This is a genomic window from Vibrio sp. ABH4_348 (assembly GCF_056159765.1).
Genome location: NZ_JBSWVW010000001.1, coordinates 1,938,233 through 1,953,048 on the forward strand (window position 1 = coordinate 1,938,233; position 14,816 = coordinate 1,953,048).

Consider the following 14,816-nt stretch of genomic DNA (forward strand, 5'->3'; position numbering starts at 1 on the left):
ATTATTTTTATGAAAATTCTACAGTCTTTTATAGTCATAGCCTTAGCCTTGTTTTCTCAATCTGTCTTTGCTTCTTCTGAATGGCCAAGGCTATTCGAAAATGCTGACGGTTCGTTTACCAAAATCGAGTCACAGCCCAAAAGAATCCTCTCTACCTCGGTTACTATCACAGGGACTTTACTCGCGATCGACGCGCCAGTGACCGCAACTGCAACTGCGATGAACGGTAAGTTTTTTGAGCAATGGGCGAATTTTGCCAAATTGCAAAAGCTCAAGCCATTGTGGCCTGCTGGTACCCATGATTTGGAAATGGTTTACTCGGAGGCTCCAGATCTCATCGTCGTCGCAGCGACCGGAGGTGACGCAGTTATCGACATTCTTCCAAAACTACAAAAAATCGCGCCAACGATAGTGCTCGATTACAGCAATCAATCTTGGCAGTCGATGGCCATTCAACTTGGCCAAGCACTGGGTACAGAGAATAAGGCTGTTCAAAGTATTGATGAATTTAATCGCTTTGTTGCGAAGGTAAAAAGAGAAATCACTATCCCAGAAGGTAAGATTAACGTTATCAGTTATGAAGGTGCCGGCGCTTTAAACTACATTGCCCAACCATTTGGTGCACACGCAACACTGCTAAAGCAGCTGGGTTTTGAATTAGAAGCACCAAACGCAGAATGGCAAGCAGCACCAATCCGACTTAAAGACTTTTTAAGAGTTCAATTTGAAACCCTCACTCTGCTAAAAGCAGACACCACATTCATACTTGAAGACGACAACACAAGAGCTGAGAAATTTAAAGCTGAGCCTATATTGGTTAACGTACCTTCGGTGGTGAACGACCAAGTGTATGGATTAGGTAAAAATTCATTCAGAATCGATAGATTCAGTGCGGTAAAGATTTTAAGTCATATCCATACCGTCTTTTCTAACGGTAAATACTAAAAAAAACCACCTTCCTCGGAAGGTGGTTTTCATACACTGTTAAAATGATTAGCCAGATTTGGACGTTGTTGCGGCTGTATTGCGGTTCTTGAGCTGAGTTAGATACTTAACCCAGTTTTCTGCTTGTTTATCATTTTTCAGCTCGTTAGCCTGCTTTGCGCTAGCGAGCGCATCATCTAATCGGTCAAGTTTGTAGTAAGCGCGAGTTTTCGCCAACTTTACCTTAAATTGCAACTTGCGATCACCCACTTGGTTTAATGTAGCAATAGCATTTTTATAGTCAGCCGACTGCATTTGTACCTGTGCGGCATTCCAAAAATACTTCTTATCAAACTTTGCTGCCGATAACCACGCTTGCGCGGCGAGGTCCCACTCTTTCGCCTGCTGCCAATTAGACGCCATTTGTATGACCAGTTGCTGGTCTTGCTCAACCCCCTCAATCTCAGCAAACAGGCGAGCAGACCGCTCAGGCATCTTTTGTTGGCTTGCAAGTTGGGCCATCAGCACGTTATCTGATCGAGATAGTTCAATATTTTGGCTGTCTGCAAGTGTCAAAGTTGCCAAGGCTTTTGTGTTGTTTTGAGTCTGTAAATAAAGCTGTGTTAGCTGCTTCCACCAGGCATAGTTTTTTGGCTCCAATGCCAGTAGGCTTTTCACGGTTGGAATCGCCTCTTTCCATCGCTCTAGTTGCATTTGAGCTCCATAGCGCATGGTCAAAAACGACTTGTCTACGATTTTTCCAAGCTTCTCCGCCATGTTGAGTGCCACCAGAGAGGGTTGCCATTTCTCCAATTGGTAGTAGCTCTGAGCCAGACGGTAATGAAGCAACTGTTTTTGATCTTTGGTCGAAAGTGGGTCATCTACCAATTTTCGATAGTATGAAATGGCTTTCTGGTAATGACCCTCAGTCAAATGGAGGTCAGCAACCATTTTAGTCGTCTTCCAGATTTCCTTTTGGTCAAACACGGCTAACTCGACCACTTGAGTCAAGAATTTGATCGCACTGTCTGCATCTCCTAATTGCCAGGAATAAATCCCTCTCATATTCGCAAGATACGATCGTGCAAAGTCACTCGATGGACTGGCATCATTTAAAACTTGAATTGCTTGTTTGTATTGCTCTAGAGCCGCGAACTCTTGAGATTTTTGTACTATTTTAGCTGTGCTGGGCTTAAGCTCATTTGCTTGAGCACCAATAGCGGCAAACGCCACTAACAGCGAAAAACTGTGTTTTACTATTTTAGTTTTCATCATGCTCATCGACTTCACAATTTGAACTCAATAGTTAATGTTTGTCCGACTACCACATTGGCGCCATCAGTTGGGTATTTTGCTCGCTTAAGTGCCCGAGTCGCTTCCCGGTTAAAAATTCGTTGCGGATTGGCATCGACTATCTCGATATTAATTGGCGAGCCGTTGGTATCGACATCAAATTTAAGCGTTACTTCGCCTTGAATTCGTCTTTTCAGTGCTCGAGGTGGGTAATTCGGTGTCACCGGCTTTAGTGGACTGAGTTTGACAGTTTCTACAGACACCGGAGCTGCTTTAGGAGCAGGCGGAGCCGCCACTTTGGTCACACTAAACTTACCCAAACTAGGTACTTCAATCCCAACATTTCCCAACTCTACGTTGGTTGCAACGGGATTCATGTTGACCTGAGTCGGAGTTGGATTAACGAGTGGATTAGATTGTGGAGTGGGCGTTGGCATCTCCGGAGTTGGCGGTGGTTCAGGGACACTGCGCTTTCGGCGTTGCAACGTCGACTCTTGTTCTACCATGACCAAGTTGAAACTGAGGTTCTCTTGTTTGGGTTGTGTTTGAACTTCACCCCTATCGACCATAAACGCCATAAATAAAAACAATGCGATAGTAACCGCAATAGCAATGGGTATTGAGATCATAAGCCGAATCACTGCGCCGACTCCGTCGCCAATGCAATATTTTGAATTCCCGCCCCTTTAGCCGCATCCATAACCTTAACCACAGTTCCGTTGTAAGCGTGTTCATCAGCTTGAATAACAAGTGAGGCATCTGGGTTATCAATCACCAAGGTTTCGAGAGTGGCTTGAACCCGTTCAACATCAACAATGCGTTTATCAATGTAGACATCATTCGAAGCGGTGATGGCAATAAATACGCCTGCATCCTTTTTAACCGTCGAATGTGAGGCTTGAGGTCGGTTTACATCCACGCCAGATTCTCTTACAAATGAGCTGGTAACAATGAAAAAGATCAACATTATGAATACGATATCGAGCATAGATGTTAAATCTACTTGCGCTTCATCGTTGTTGGTGTTTCTGCGTCCAAGTCTCATGATTGACCTCTTAACAACTTTTCAAGTGCTTGTTCTTTTTTCTGACAAGCTTTTACTACTCGTGCGTGAGCAAACATGCCAGCCAACGCCGCCACCATTCCAGCCATCGTTGGCAACGTTGCCATCGATATACCGGATGCCATTAGCTTGGGGTCACTACTGCCCTGCTGCGCCATGATGTCGAATACGCTAATCATGCCAGTGACGGTTCCTAGTAGCCCCAACATTGGACAGACCGCCACCAATAACTTCATTAACGACAGGTTTCTTTTCAGACTCAAACTGGCTTCAGACAACCACGCATCTCTTAATGATGTGGCGTACCAAGATTCATGATCGGTGCGCGCCAACCACTTTTTGTGCCATTGCTTTTTGAGTGACGGAAATGAAATCAATAGAAATGCAATTCTCTCAAAGGTTAACAGCCAAAAAAGCAATACCACACTCGCCAAAGCCAGTAGGACAGGGCCGCCTTGCTCAAGGAAGAGAGGGAGATCCCTAAGCCACCAAAGCGACTCACTACTGAAAACCCATTGATAAAGTAGATCGACAACGCTCATTAAGCTGCACTCGCGATCAACTCAGGATTAGCTGATTGTTTTGAATCGCGCTCAGCTTGTTGAGCAACAAGCCCAATACCCTGCTTCTCCAGGATGGTTCGAACGGATTCTGCTTTGCTGCTTAACACATTGTGAGCAAACAACAGTGGCATCGCCGCCACCAATCCTAGCACTGTGGTGACAAGAGCCATTGAGATTCCATCTGCCATGACTTTTGGATCACCGTTGCCAAACTGAGTAATGACTTGGAAGGTTTCTATCATACCGGTGACGGTACCCAGTAGTCCCAACATAGGAGCCAGAGCAGCAAATAGCTTGAGCATTGATAGCCCTCGCTCCAATTTGGCTTGCTCATCGACAACACATTCCAGAAGACGTAGTTCTAATGCTTCAACACTGCGAGCTTTGTCAGATTGGTAAACAGATAGAATGCGACCTAGTGCGTTGTTCTTTATATTGTTTGGTGTCTTAAGTTGACGATTTATCGCGACACTACTCCAGAACAAGCTCACCCCACGAACCAACGCAATAATCAGTCCTATGGCTAATAAACCGACAATGATTTTTCCGATAATGCCACCCGCTTCAAAGCGGTCTTGCAAGGTTGGTGACTGAGCCAACTGCGAAAGGATTTCACCTTTAGAAGGGTCAATTTCAAGCTGTTGCAAACCAGAATCAACCAAAGGAGAGACTGAGACTAAAGTCGGCACCGAATCCGGCAGTGATAGATAAGTACGCGCAACCTGACGGTCTGAATCCCAACTGTAATATCCGTCTTTTCCTATCAGAGCAAAAAGGCCCACTCGCTTTGCATTAACTTGTTCGGACTGGCCTTCACTGTTAACGAGTGGAATCGTTACGTCTGCAATTTGTCTACTCGCAATGATTTGACCTTCGAACGCTTTCCAAAGCCCCGTTAACTGTTCAATGGAAGGTAATTCGCTTTCAGCGACAATTTGGTCGACTGAACCATTTTCATCGCTAAGTTCTGGGCTAGTAATCGATGAAGCCAAATGGCTTTGCAACTCTTTGGCATTTTGTCTAACCACTCCGAAGACTTCGCCCAGGCTACCTGTTTCCAGCCTGAGTTTTTCTTCCAAACCAGCCAGCTTTTCCTCGTTGTCAGAAAAGGTGTCCGTCAACTTATCCGTTTCACTTTGCAGCGACTTACGCTTAGCCTGTAGCTGAGCAATTTTCTTTTTAAGTGCCGCTTCAGTTTGAGCAAAACCTTGTTCACGAGACTGATCGTGGGCATTTTCTTTAGCTTGAATGCTCTTGGCATCGCTTAATACATCTGCTTGAATCGATGAAACCAAAGAGATAGCAAAAATAAAGGTGACGATTAGAAATTTGTAAGGTCGCATGATCACTTGCCTCCTTGTTGTGCAGAGATAGGCAATGACAGAAGAGATGGCGCGGCTTTGTTAGCGGCAATGTCGTAGGCTTTTTCTAACTCACGGTGTTGCGCTGGGTCTACAGCAACCCAAGCGCGAGATTTATCGTTCCAAGCCCAGTAATTGGTGCGTTCGAAACTTCTCGCAAGCAAAGAAACCCCACCAAGGTGAAACACTTCAACAGAGCGAGTTGAACCATCAATGTTTAAGGTGTCATCAAAGCGAGCAATTTTATTGCCGTAGTCAATTTCAATTTGGAACGCTTCTAAGATTCTTCGGAATTTCTCAGCCTCACTTACGTCCGCGCGAGTCATCATAAACTCAAGGTCAACCACACGGTCCAAGCGTTGGTTTTTTTTCAAAGGTTTGTCTTGTTCAATGAATAACTTCAACGAATCCAGCATGGTATACATCAGAGGCACCACACCTTTGCGCGTATCATTCACCTCATCAATTTGTTTTTGTAACGAAGCTAATTCTCCATTTTGATTCTCAACCATAGATGCTAGATGGTTCTTGTAGATAGTCATATTCTCAACTTCACGCTGGAGAAGCTCCAAGTCAGACTGAAGCTCTAACGCTCTTTCAGAGGACTTATCAATTCTCTTTTGGCTAGCAGCTGTATCAACATTGGTTTTTTCTATCACTGATTGAGCCTGTTCAATTGCAAATGCGGAATTGGAGAGGAATAACGCTAATATTGCAGGGACAGGAATGGAGTACTTAAGAATTGTCATTTGGTTAAACGCCGTGGTTTCAGACACCTAAAATACTAATGAGAATCATTAGCTTTAATTTGCCGAACATATTAGCGACTTGAATATGAAATTCAACGAGTAAATAGACTCAGGTTAAACAATTTCCTGAATTGACCATTTATCAAAGAAAAAAACCGCCAAACAAACGTTGGCGGTTTTTGATAGTGAGAAGTTAGAGTTAAAGAGCAAAAATCTGGGGCTATGTAATTAGCTCTTATCAAAAGCTTTCGTCAGCTGAGAACCGAATAGCTTTTTTCGCCATCCTTGCAGCGCATCGGGCTTTTTCCCAGATTGTTCCTTGACCCAGAACCAAGTGAATACTTGATTAAGTTGTTTCTTAGAAGCCAATAATTCGGGAGCAAGACCGGTTTGTTTTGAGACCTTTTTCACTTCATCTTTTAGTAATTTAAACAAGGCTTTATAACCGGGTCGATCCATCAAACGAATTATCTTTTCAGGGCAATCAAACTCTGACGTTTGTTGTGCTTGATGAACAATCGGACCAATCTTATGTGCATGGCGCTGAGCTGAACGTTCATCTATATCGTGCTTATCCATCGCTTTTTTGGTCTTGAGAGAATACTTCGCCACCGTCAACAAGTCTCCGTCTCTGAAGACAAAATTCAACGCCAAATCGCGTTTGACGGCTTCTTGATAACGCCATGTCGCCAAAGGCTTTAGAATGGCCAATTGCTGTTCATCCAACTGCCAAGCACCCTTGACATCTAAATAGGCCAAATCAGGGTTTGGCTGCTTGTTGTATTTGTCCAACTTGAGCGTGCACTCTTCAAGTGCTGCGTCTAGCCACCCGGATTTGTCGACATCACTCAAAATAAGGTCGTATAGAGGGATTAAGTAGTAAACGTCTGCAGCCGCATAATCAAGTTGTTTACTCGATAGCGGGCGCGCCATCCAATCGGTTCTTGATTCGCTTTTATCTAGCTCAACAGACAGGTAATGCTTAACCATGGCAGCAAAGCCGGCGGATATGCCGTGGCCAATAAACGCAGCCAGTATTTGGGTATCAACGTAAGGCGTCGGCAATTGCCCGAACTGTTGCAGGAATACTTCCATGTCTTCGCTACAGGCGTGCAGGATTTTTAATACACTCTGATCTGCGAGTAACTCAATAAAGGGGGTCATGTCTTCAATTTCCAGTGGATCGATTAAAGACAGGTTGGTGCCATCGTATAACTGAATCAAGCCAAGGTGAGGATGGAAACTGCGCACTCGCACAAATTCGGTGTCTAGAGCTACGCGTTCACATAAACGAGCAGCGCGGCAAACGGACTCTAGTTGAGAGCTTGAAGTGATGACTTGATAATTCACGCAAATCCTATTTGTTTACTGAGATGACTTTCGGAACTCACCCTTTCAAAAACGTCTTAGAAAGAAAAAATGCCGACAGAACTGTCGGCATAGTATATATCAATTGCTCAATAAAATCGGCTACGCCGAATGTCTGGCATCATTTTCTTCGCGAAGGACACGACGCAAAATTTTACCAACGTTGGTCTTAGGCAACTCTTCTCTAAACTCCACCAGCTTAGGTACCTTGTAACCTGTGAGATGTTCGCGACAGTGTTCAATGATTTCTTCTTTGCTTAATCCTTCGTCACTTTTCACCACGTAAATCTTAACGACTTCGCCACTGGCTTCGTGAGGCTGGCCAATTGCCGCTACCTCTAGCACCTTGTCATGCAGCGCAACCACATCTTCAATTTCGTTTGGATACACGTTAAAGCCTGATACCAAAATCATATCTTTCTTGCGATCAACGATATGCAGCAAGCCTTGCTCATCGAAACGTACGATATCGCCGGTAAACAACCAACCGTCTTCAGTGATGGTGTCTTTCGTTGCCTCTGGACGTTGCCAATAGCCTCGCATCACCTGAGGGCCGCGTACTTGTAACTCGCCGACTTCTGTTAGAGGTAGTGGGTTACCTTCGTCATCAACAATTCGAACGTCAGTAGAAGGCACTGGTACACCAATCGCACCCGTATAATCTTCAAGATCATACGGATTACCCGCCACCAATGGTGAACATTCGGTCAGCCCGTAACCTTCCAGAAGGTGAACTCCGGTGACCTTTTTCCACTTATCCGCCACGGCTTGTTGCACCGCCATGCCGCCACCAACGGACAGTTTTAAGTTACTAAAATCGAGTTCGCGGAAATCTTCTTTGTTGACGAGCGCGTTGAACAAAGTATTCACACCGGTAATTGCGGTAAACGGTACTTTCGATAGTTCTTTAATGAAGTTTGGTATATCTCTCGGGTTCGTGATCAGCAAGTTATGACCACCAATCTCGATAAACAATAGGCAGTTAACGGTTAACGCAAAGATGTGATACATAGGTAACGCGGTAACGACCAACTCTTTACCCTGAGAAAGCACTGGACCATACGCGCCTTTCGCCTGCATTACGTTGGCAATCATGTTGCGGTGCGTAAGAATAGCGCCTTTTGCCACCCCGGTTGTACCACCGGTGTATTGCAAGAATGCAATATCATCACCGTTCATGGATGGCTTAACATATTGCAAGCGTCGGCCGTTTTGGATTGCTTTACGCATTGAAATCGCGCCCGGCAAGTTGTATTTCGGCACCATGCCTTTGACGTACTTAACGACGAAATCGACTAACGTGCCTTTAGCTCTAGGCAGCATTTGACCCAAGCTCGTCAGCACCACATGTTTCACTTCTGTGCGTTCTACAACTTGCTCTAGCGTATTGGCAAAATTGGACACAATGACGATCGCTTTGGCGCCCGAATCATTCAACTGGTGCTCAAGCTCTCTTGGCGTGTAAAGTGGATTAACATTGACTGCCACCAAGCCTGCACGCAGCACACCAAAGAGGGCCACTGGATATTGCAGTAGGTTGGGCATCATGATGGCGACACGGTCACCCTTTTCTAGCTTAAGATCATTCTGCAAGTAGGCTGCAAACGCTCGACTGCGCTCTTCCAGCTTACGGAATGTCATCACCGCACCCATGTTTACAAACGCAGGTTGATCCGCATACTTCTGAACACTTTGTTCAAACAACTCCACCAAAGATGGGTATTGGTCCGGATTAATCGTTTCAGGCACTTTTTCTGGGTAACGTGAAAGCCAAGGTTTTTCCACTGTTATTCTCCTAATTCTTCGCGGATTTTCTAAGCAAACAACCTTAATACGAAACCGCAATTACATGCGAAACAGTTATTAAGGTCGCTATACTTATGACTCAATTTAGTAAAAGTCGCTTCAAGGGTTTTACGTTTTGTTACTAAATGGTAGTCAATCATTCTATTTTGAGGGTCTGGTCGCTGTTTTTGTCCATTATTCGTAAGACATATCGTCTTTGCCTCACTAGTAACTATTTACACAATTAAAACATCCAAATGCAAAGTGTGGTTCAACAAGACTAAGGTGTCGAAACTTTGCAATGAAAGGTCAAAGTATTGAAAGAACTCAAGGTGCAAACCAGACTAGTATGGGCCTAATTAGACCATAGCTGAGGGAGTACATCATCTATCAAGGAACGAATTTAGGTGTTTTTGTTAACCCATTCGAGGATCTTTTGTGCGCAATCGATTGGCTTTTGCATATGACAGTGATGCCCACCCTCAAGATAGGTAACATCTGCTGCAGGAACCAAAAATTTAACTTGCTCAGGTAGGTGAGCAAACCCGGCTTTACCCAGTATCACTTGGGTTGGAGACTTGATAGCAGCGACAATGTTTTGGCTTTGTTCTATGGTCATTCGGTACAGTGAACTTGCCATTAGCTTGCTATCATGTCGCCAACGAAAGCCTTGTTCTGATTCTTGAGTACCACGTAAAACAATAGGCTCAATAAGCTCATCGTCGATTTGATTAAGCTGGGCACGGCGTTTTACCAGTGTGGCTAACTTGCGTGGTTTTTGTAATTGCGCAGGAACAAAATGCGGGTTTCTAGATTCCTGACGTTCTAGCAATCCGTTTCTCAGTCTAGCCACAGTTTCATTGGGATTTTCACCGAGAGGACAAATACCTTCGATAAGCGTCAGGCTAGTTACTCTTTCCGGGAACGCGGCCGCATAACATGCCGACAGATACGCGCCCATTGAGTGACCGACCAAATGACAAGTTTGCCAACCTAGATGCGTTAGAACTTGGTTTATTGCGTGTAGGTGTTCGTGAAATGGGTAAAAGCCTTCAAAGTGACAAGAGTGACCATGCCCCGGTAAATCAATTGCGACACAATCTAGAGTGTTCGTTTCTGATTGCAAAACTTGCAGGACAGAAGCAAAACTTGCGGCGTTATCCAGCCAACCGTGAACAAACAGTACCTTTGGACCTTCACTGTTAGGTTCGCTCTGCAGACCTGCTAGCTGATTTTGACTGCTCTGGGTTTGCTTAAGAGGATTTTGACTATTTAGAGGGTGCGAGTTAAGTGGTATTCGCAGCTCTGACAAGGTAGGCGTTTTCATTACACGTAAAGATCCACGCCAAGCATAGCTTGAAGCTCTTCTCGTTTAGCTTGATTGATCACGTTGAAATATTCTTGAAGCGCCTTGCGATTGTGTCCATCAGGGAGATCGTATTGGATTTGGTTGCGCTGTATATCAGCCTCATCCATTTTTCGAATGCCGTTGGACACGGCATTCGCAACGGGTGTTGTTTGCGTAGCAGGAGTCGCGGGCGTCTGTTTCGACACCGACGTTTTTTTGTCTGTTTTCCCTGTTTTTCTTGCCTTTCCCGAGCCGGGAATCTGCGAGGGAGGAAGACCATTAATGGAGACCATTAAAACTCCTGCGTTTATTTACACGTTGAAAGCTGATCTTGAAACAACAACCTGCTTTACAACTAGGGTTAATCTACTCTCTGCCTGGCAACTTTTTCCACGCCACCGTGTCCCTTAAATAAACTGGAGACGATTCTTCTGCTGACACTGTGTTACCTTTTTGTAACTCTGCTACTGCTAGTTCAACCATATCAATGGCTTCAGGTAAAGTTACTTCCGTTGGAGAAGACTGCTGACTCACGGCTAACAGCTCTTCTTGGTATGCAGCCCATCCAGTGCCAGCTTGTTGCCACTTGTCGTCTGAGCTGGCTTGCCAGTTCAATTCACTCGGTGGTATGACACATTCGGCATCAGTCTCTTGCCATGTGCCATCTTCTTGACGCTCAAATCGAGCCCAATACACTTCGCTCATGCGCGCATCAATCGCACATGCAACCTGCGTTTCTTCAAACTTGCGGTAGACTTGTTGCGCCATCGCTTTCAAGCTTGAAATCTGAATCATGGGTAAATCTGCACCAAACGCTAAACCTTGTGCAATACCAATGCCAATTCTTACTCCGGTAAAGCTACCGGGACCGCGTCCAAATGCCAACGCATCTAGATCTTGCAGCGTTAAGCCTGCTTCTTTTAGCACGCTATCAACCATCGGCAAGATTTTTTTTGCGTGGTCTCGCGGAGCGACTTCACTTCGACTGGTTATCTTGCCATCAATCCATAACGCCACCGAACAGTTTTCTGTTGATGTATCCAAGGCTAGGATTCTAGTTGTCATAAGTCTCTCACTGTGCAAGCTTGTTTTAGAAAGTCACGTATTGTACCTAAATCTCGAGTTCGAGGAATAGGTGGCAAACTAGAAAGGAATACGCCACCGTAATCGCGAGTTACCATTCGGTTATCGCAGATAATTAAAGCACCGCTGTCTTTGGTATCCCGAATCAAGCGTCCAACCCCTTGTTTGAGAGTAATGACCGCTTCCGGTAGCTGGACTTGAGAAAACGGGTCGCCCCCTTTTAACTGACAATCTTCTATTCTCGCTTTCAGCAATGGGTCATCAGGAGCGGTAAAGGGTAGCTTGTCGATAATCACACAGCTCAACGCATCACCTCGAACATCAATTCCTTCCCAGAAGGCTCCCGTGGCTACCAGCAAGGCATTGCCAAGTTCCATAAACTCATTCAGTGTCTTTTGTTTGGTCGTTTCACCTTGCATTAACACAGGTATCGAGAGCTGTTCGCGAAATTGTTCGCCTAACTCTTTCATCATTGAGTGGGACGTACAAAGAAAAAAGCAGCGCCCCTCATTTTCTTCAATGACAGGGCCTAACAAACGAACAAGTTTGTCTGCCATACCCGGTGTATTGGGTTCAGGCAGATATTTAGGAACGCACAACCGAGCTTGTTTAGAATAATCAAAAGGACTAGGTAAGGTCATTTGTTGAGTGGGTGCCAGTCCTAACCGAGAGGTAAAATGGCCAAATTCTTCATTCACCGTTAACGTTGCCGAAGTAAAAATCCACGCCCCTTGTTTCTCTTCGATGTGTTCATGAAACTTATCGGCCACCGACAAAGGTGTAATGTGTAAACTAAAGTGGCGCGGTGTTGTGTCAAACCAATAAGAATAGCCAGTTATTCCCGTGTCACACACTCGATCAAGCCTAGCCAAAATCTGACTAGTACGCTCGAAGGCTGTGTCAAGTAGTTGGCTTCGCCCCACGCAAAGTTTTAGTACTTCAAGCGCAAACTCTAAACTCTCTTTCAGTCTCTCTATGTCGCGCACTAAATCTGGCGATTTCATTACCTCTCGCCAATTGCCGCGAAAACCCGGTTCACCCAAAGCAATGCGCAAGTCAGAGCTGGTTTGAACCAGTTTTTCAGCACTTTTTTGCAACTGGCGCATGTCTTTGGCTTCAGTGCGATAACCAATTTCGATGTCTTTGGCTAGTTCCTGTATCTGTCTGCTGGATAGCGATTGACCAAAATATTGACTGGCTATGTCTGGAATTTGATGCGCCTCATCAAACACAAACACATCGGCTTCGGGGATCAACTCACCAAAACCTGTCTCTTTAATTGCCAGATCCGCCAAAAACAAATGGTGATTGACCACCACAACATCGGCTTCTAAGGCTTTTTGCCGCGCTTTATTGACATAACAATCTTGGTAACTCGGGCAATCTTTGCCTAAGCAGTTGTCGTTTGTCGAGGTGATGGTTGGAATAACAGGGCTGTCTTCGGCAATTTCATCACATTCCCCTAAGTCTCCGGTTTTAGTCGACGAACTCCAACCCCGAACTTTGACTAACTGAGATAACAAATTGGGGTCCGAATGAGGACTGTGGCTCTCGACCATTTGCCGGCTAAGTCGATCTAAGCACAGATAGTTTGAACGACCTTTTAGCAGCGCAACGCGACCTTGATAACCCAATGCGTCAACCATTAAAGGGAGATCTCTATGGTAAAGCTGTTCCTGTAGGTTTTTTGAGCCGGTGCTAATAATGACTTTTTTAGCGCTGAGCAGCGCCGGAACTAGATAAGCAAAGGTTTTGCCTGTTCCAGTTCCAGCTTCTACGATGAGTTGGGTTTGATGTTTGATTGCTCGATCGACCGCTTCTGCCATATCAACTTGTGGCTGCCGGGCTTGAAAGCCGGGTATAGCTTTACCCAGAGCACCAGTAGAGGAGAAAGTCTTTGAAATCATGCCAATCAACATCTTGTGTATCTTGGCATGATTATGTCAGGTTTTCCCTTAGCTGCGAAGCCAAGGTTTTGATTAGTGGAGGGCTTGAAGATTAACTACCTTCGCAAATAACGAGATAACCAGTTAGGTCCGGTAAAGTCATCATGAGCGTGTCGAATGGCATCCGCAGCTTCTGCTGGCGATGCTCGGTTTTCCCACATTTCTGCTAAGATTTCAGGATCCAGCTCTTGCTCTCCAAGTAACGAGCTGACGCGTTCGGAGTACAACTTTTTCGCGAGTAGTTCTTTGTCCATTTCGACCACCTTAGACATTTGAGTCGGCTGTTTGCCACGCTATCCATCGCATTTTCAAGACAAGTAAAACGCTCTACCTCGCCTCTAGCTCTGCTGCAATCGATTGTCCAGCAAATCTGGTTGCAACCCGTACGATATTAAGTTAATTGTAGCTATCAAATTGAGGACTAGTTCACTGTTCGTTCTCCAAAGAATAATTCACAGATCAAAAAAAATTTAATTCGGAAGTATGTTCTAAATGGAAAAGAAAACGCTGCTAACACACTGCACAGATGCACCTGGTTTAATATCGAAAATCACCAATATCTGTTACAAACATCAACTGAATATCATCCATAACAACGAGTTTGTGGATAACACCAGTGGTCACTTTTTTATGCGCACTGAGCTTGAAGGCTATTTCAATGACCAAACCTTCCTTGCCGACCTAGACAGCGCGTTGCCTGAAAAAGCAAAAAAGAAGCTCATTGATTCCTCAAGAAAACGTATCGTTATCTTGGTCACCAAAGAAGCCCATTGCTTGGGTGATATTTTGATGAAAAATTTCGATGGCAGTTTAGATGTGGAAATTGCAGCGGTAGTCGGAAACTACGATAAGTTGCAAGACTTAACAGAGAAGTTTGATATCCCATTCCACTACGTCAGTCACGAGGGTCTTAATCGTGAAGAGCATGAACGTGAAGTGTTAAAAGTCGTCGACCCATATCAGGCAGATTTCTTAGTGCTCGCCAAGTACATGCGTGTATTAACACCAGACTTTGTGCAGAAGTATCACCACAAAATCATAAACATCCATCACAGCTTCCTGCCTGCCTTCATTGGCGCCAAACCTTATCATCAAGCCTACGAGCGTGGCGTTAAGATCATAGGTGCGACAGCCCACTTTGTGACTGACGACTTAGATGAAGGTCCTATCATCAAACAAGATGTAATACCCGTTGACCATAACTTTAGCGCGTCAGATATGGCACAAGCTGGCCGAGATGTGGAAAAGAATGTGCTCAGCAAAGCGCTAAATAAAGTGGTTAACGACCACGTGTTTGTGTACGGCAATAAAACGGTTATTTTGTAAGACTTAA

General features: G+C 44.9%; 15 protein-coding genes. 2 read left to right on the forward strand and 13 right to left on the reverse strand.

Annotated features, from left to right (window positions below; translation table 11 throughout):
* Positions 1-15: 15 nt before the first annotated feature.
* Positions 16-945, forward strand: coding sequence for a Fe2+-enterobactin ABC transporter substrate-binding protein (fepB, locus tag ACXAFJ_RS08880; protein WP_475324093.1), 930 nt, complete (start codon positions 16-18; stop codon positions 943-945).
* A gap of 48 nt (positions 946-993) precedes the next feature.
* Here the strand turns inward: fepB and ACXAFJ_RS08885 are convergent, their stop codons facing one another.
* The 13 genes from ACXAFJ_RS08885 to ACXAFJ_RS08945 form a co-directional block, all read right to left on the reverse strand.
* On the reverse strand, positions 994-2,196 hold the full coding sequence (locus tag ACXAFJ_RS08885; protein WP_475322866.1) for a tetratricopeptide repeat protein: 1,203 nt from the start codon (positions 2,194-2,196) through the stop codon (positions 994-996).
* Between the two features lie 14 nt (positions 2,197-2,210).
* Positions 2,211-2,858 (reverse strand): energy transducer TonB, encoded by a 648-nt coding sequence (locus ACXAFJ_RS08890; protein WP_475322867.1) that lies wholly within the window; start codon positions 2,856-2,858, stop codon positions 2,211-2,213.
* The gene (locus ACXAFJ_RS08895) at positions 2,855-3,262 is read right to left on the reverse strand and encodes an ExbD/TolR family protein (RefSeq protein WP_475322869.1); all 408 of its coding nucleotides are present in this window, start codon (positions 3,260-3,262) and stop codon (positions 2,855-2,857) included. Before ACXAFJ_RS08895 ends, ACXAFJ_RS08890 begins: the two co-directional genes overlap by 4 nt.
* On the reverse strand, positions 3,259-3,822 hold the full coding sequence (locus ACXAFJ_RS08900) for a MotA/TolQ/ExbB proton channel family protein (protein ID WP_475322870.1): 564 nt from the start codon (positions 3,820-3,822) through the stop codon (positions 3,259-3,261). The genes ACXAFJ_RS08895 and ACXAFJ_RS08900 overlap by 4 nt, the downstream gene beginning before the upstream one ends.
* Complete coding sequence (locus ACXAFJ_RS08905; protein ID WP_475322872.1) at positions 3,822-5,186, reverse strand: MotA/TolQ/ExbB proton channel family protein; 1,365 nt, start codon at positions 5,184-5,186, stop codon at positions 3,822-3,824. Before ACXAFJ_RS08905 ends, ACXAFJ_RS08900 begins: the two co-directional genes overlap by 1 nt.
* A 2-nt stretch (positions 5,187-5,188) precedes the next feature.
* Positions 5,189-5,980, reverse strand: coding sequence for a DUF3450 domain-containing protein (locus ACXAFJ_RS08910; RefSeq protein ID WP_475322873.1), 792 nt, complete (start codon positions 5,978-5,980; stop codon positions 5,189-5,191).
* 201 nt (positions 5,981-6,181) lie between these two features.
* On the reverse strand, positions 6,182-7,303 hold the full coding sequence (gene rnd / locus ACXAFJ_RS08915) for a ribonuclease D (RefSeq protein WP_475322875.1): 1,122 nt from the start codon (positions 7,301-7,303) through the stop codon (positions 6,182-6,184).
* A 120-nt stretch (positions 7,304-7,423) separates the two neighbouring features.
* Positions 7,424-9,106, reverse strand: a complete 1,683-nt coding sequence (gene fadD / locus ACXAFJ_RS08920; RefSeq protein WP_475322876.1) for a long-chain-fatty-acid--CoA ligase FadD — start codon at positions 9,104-9,106, stop codon at positions 7,424-7,426.
* Positions 9,107-9,509: 403 nt separating this feature from the next.
* Positions 9,510-10,433 (reverse strand): alpha/beta fold hydrolase, encoded by a 924-nt coding sequence (locus ACXAFJ_RS08925; protein WP_475322878.1) that lies wholly within the window; start codon positions 10,431-10,433, stop codon positions 9,510-9,512.
* Positions 10,433-10,747, reverse strand: a complete 315-nt coding sequence (locus ACXAFJ_RS08930; RefSeq protein WP_475322879.1) for a chromosome partitioning protein ParA — start codon at positions 10,745-10,747, stop codon at positions 10,433-10,435. Before ACXAFJ_RS08930 ends, ACXAFJ_RS08925 begins: the two co-directional genes overlap by 1 nt.
* A gap of 73 nt (positions 10,748-10,820) precedes the next feature.
* Entirely contained in the window at positions 10,821-11,519 is a 699-nt protein-coding gene (gene tsaB, locus ACXAFJ_RS08935; protein WP_475322880.1) for a tRNA (adenosine(37)-N6)-threonylcarbamoyltransferase complex dimerization subunit type 1 TsaB, read from the reverse strand.
* The gene (locus ACXAFJ_RS08940; protein ID WP_475322882.1) at positions 11,516-13,444 is read right to left on the reverse strand and encodes an ATP-dependent DNA helicase; all 1,929 of its coding nucleotides are present in this window, start codon (positions 13,442-13,444) and stop codon (positions 11,516-11,518) included. Before ACXAFJ_RS08940 ends, tsaB begins: the two co-directional genes overlap by 4 nt.
* A 95-nt stretch (positions 13,445-13,539) precedes the next feature.
* The gene (locus ACXAFJ_RS08945; RefSeq protein ID WP_475322884.1) at positions 13,540-13,737 is read right to left on the reverse strand and encodes a hypothetical protein; all 198 of its coding nucleotides are present in this window, start codon (positions 13,735-13,737) and stop codon (positions 13,540-13,542) included.
* A gap of 238 nt (positions 13,738-13,975) precedes the next feature.
* Between ACXAFJ_RS08945 and purU the strand changes: the two genes are divergently transcribed.
* Positions 13,976-14,809, forward strand: a complete 834-nt coding sequence (gene purU / locus ACXAFJ_RS08950) for a formyltetrahydrofolate deformylase (RefSeq protein ID WP_475322885.1) — start codon at positions 13,976-13,978, stop codon at positions 14,807-14,809.
* The last annotated feature ends 7 nt before the right edge of the window (positions 14,810-14,816 follow it).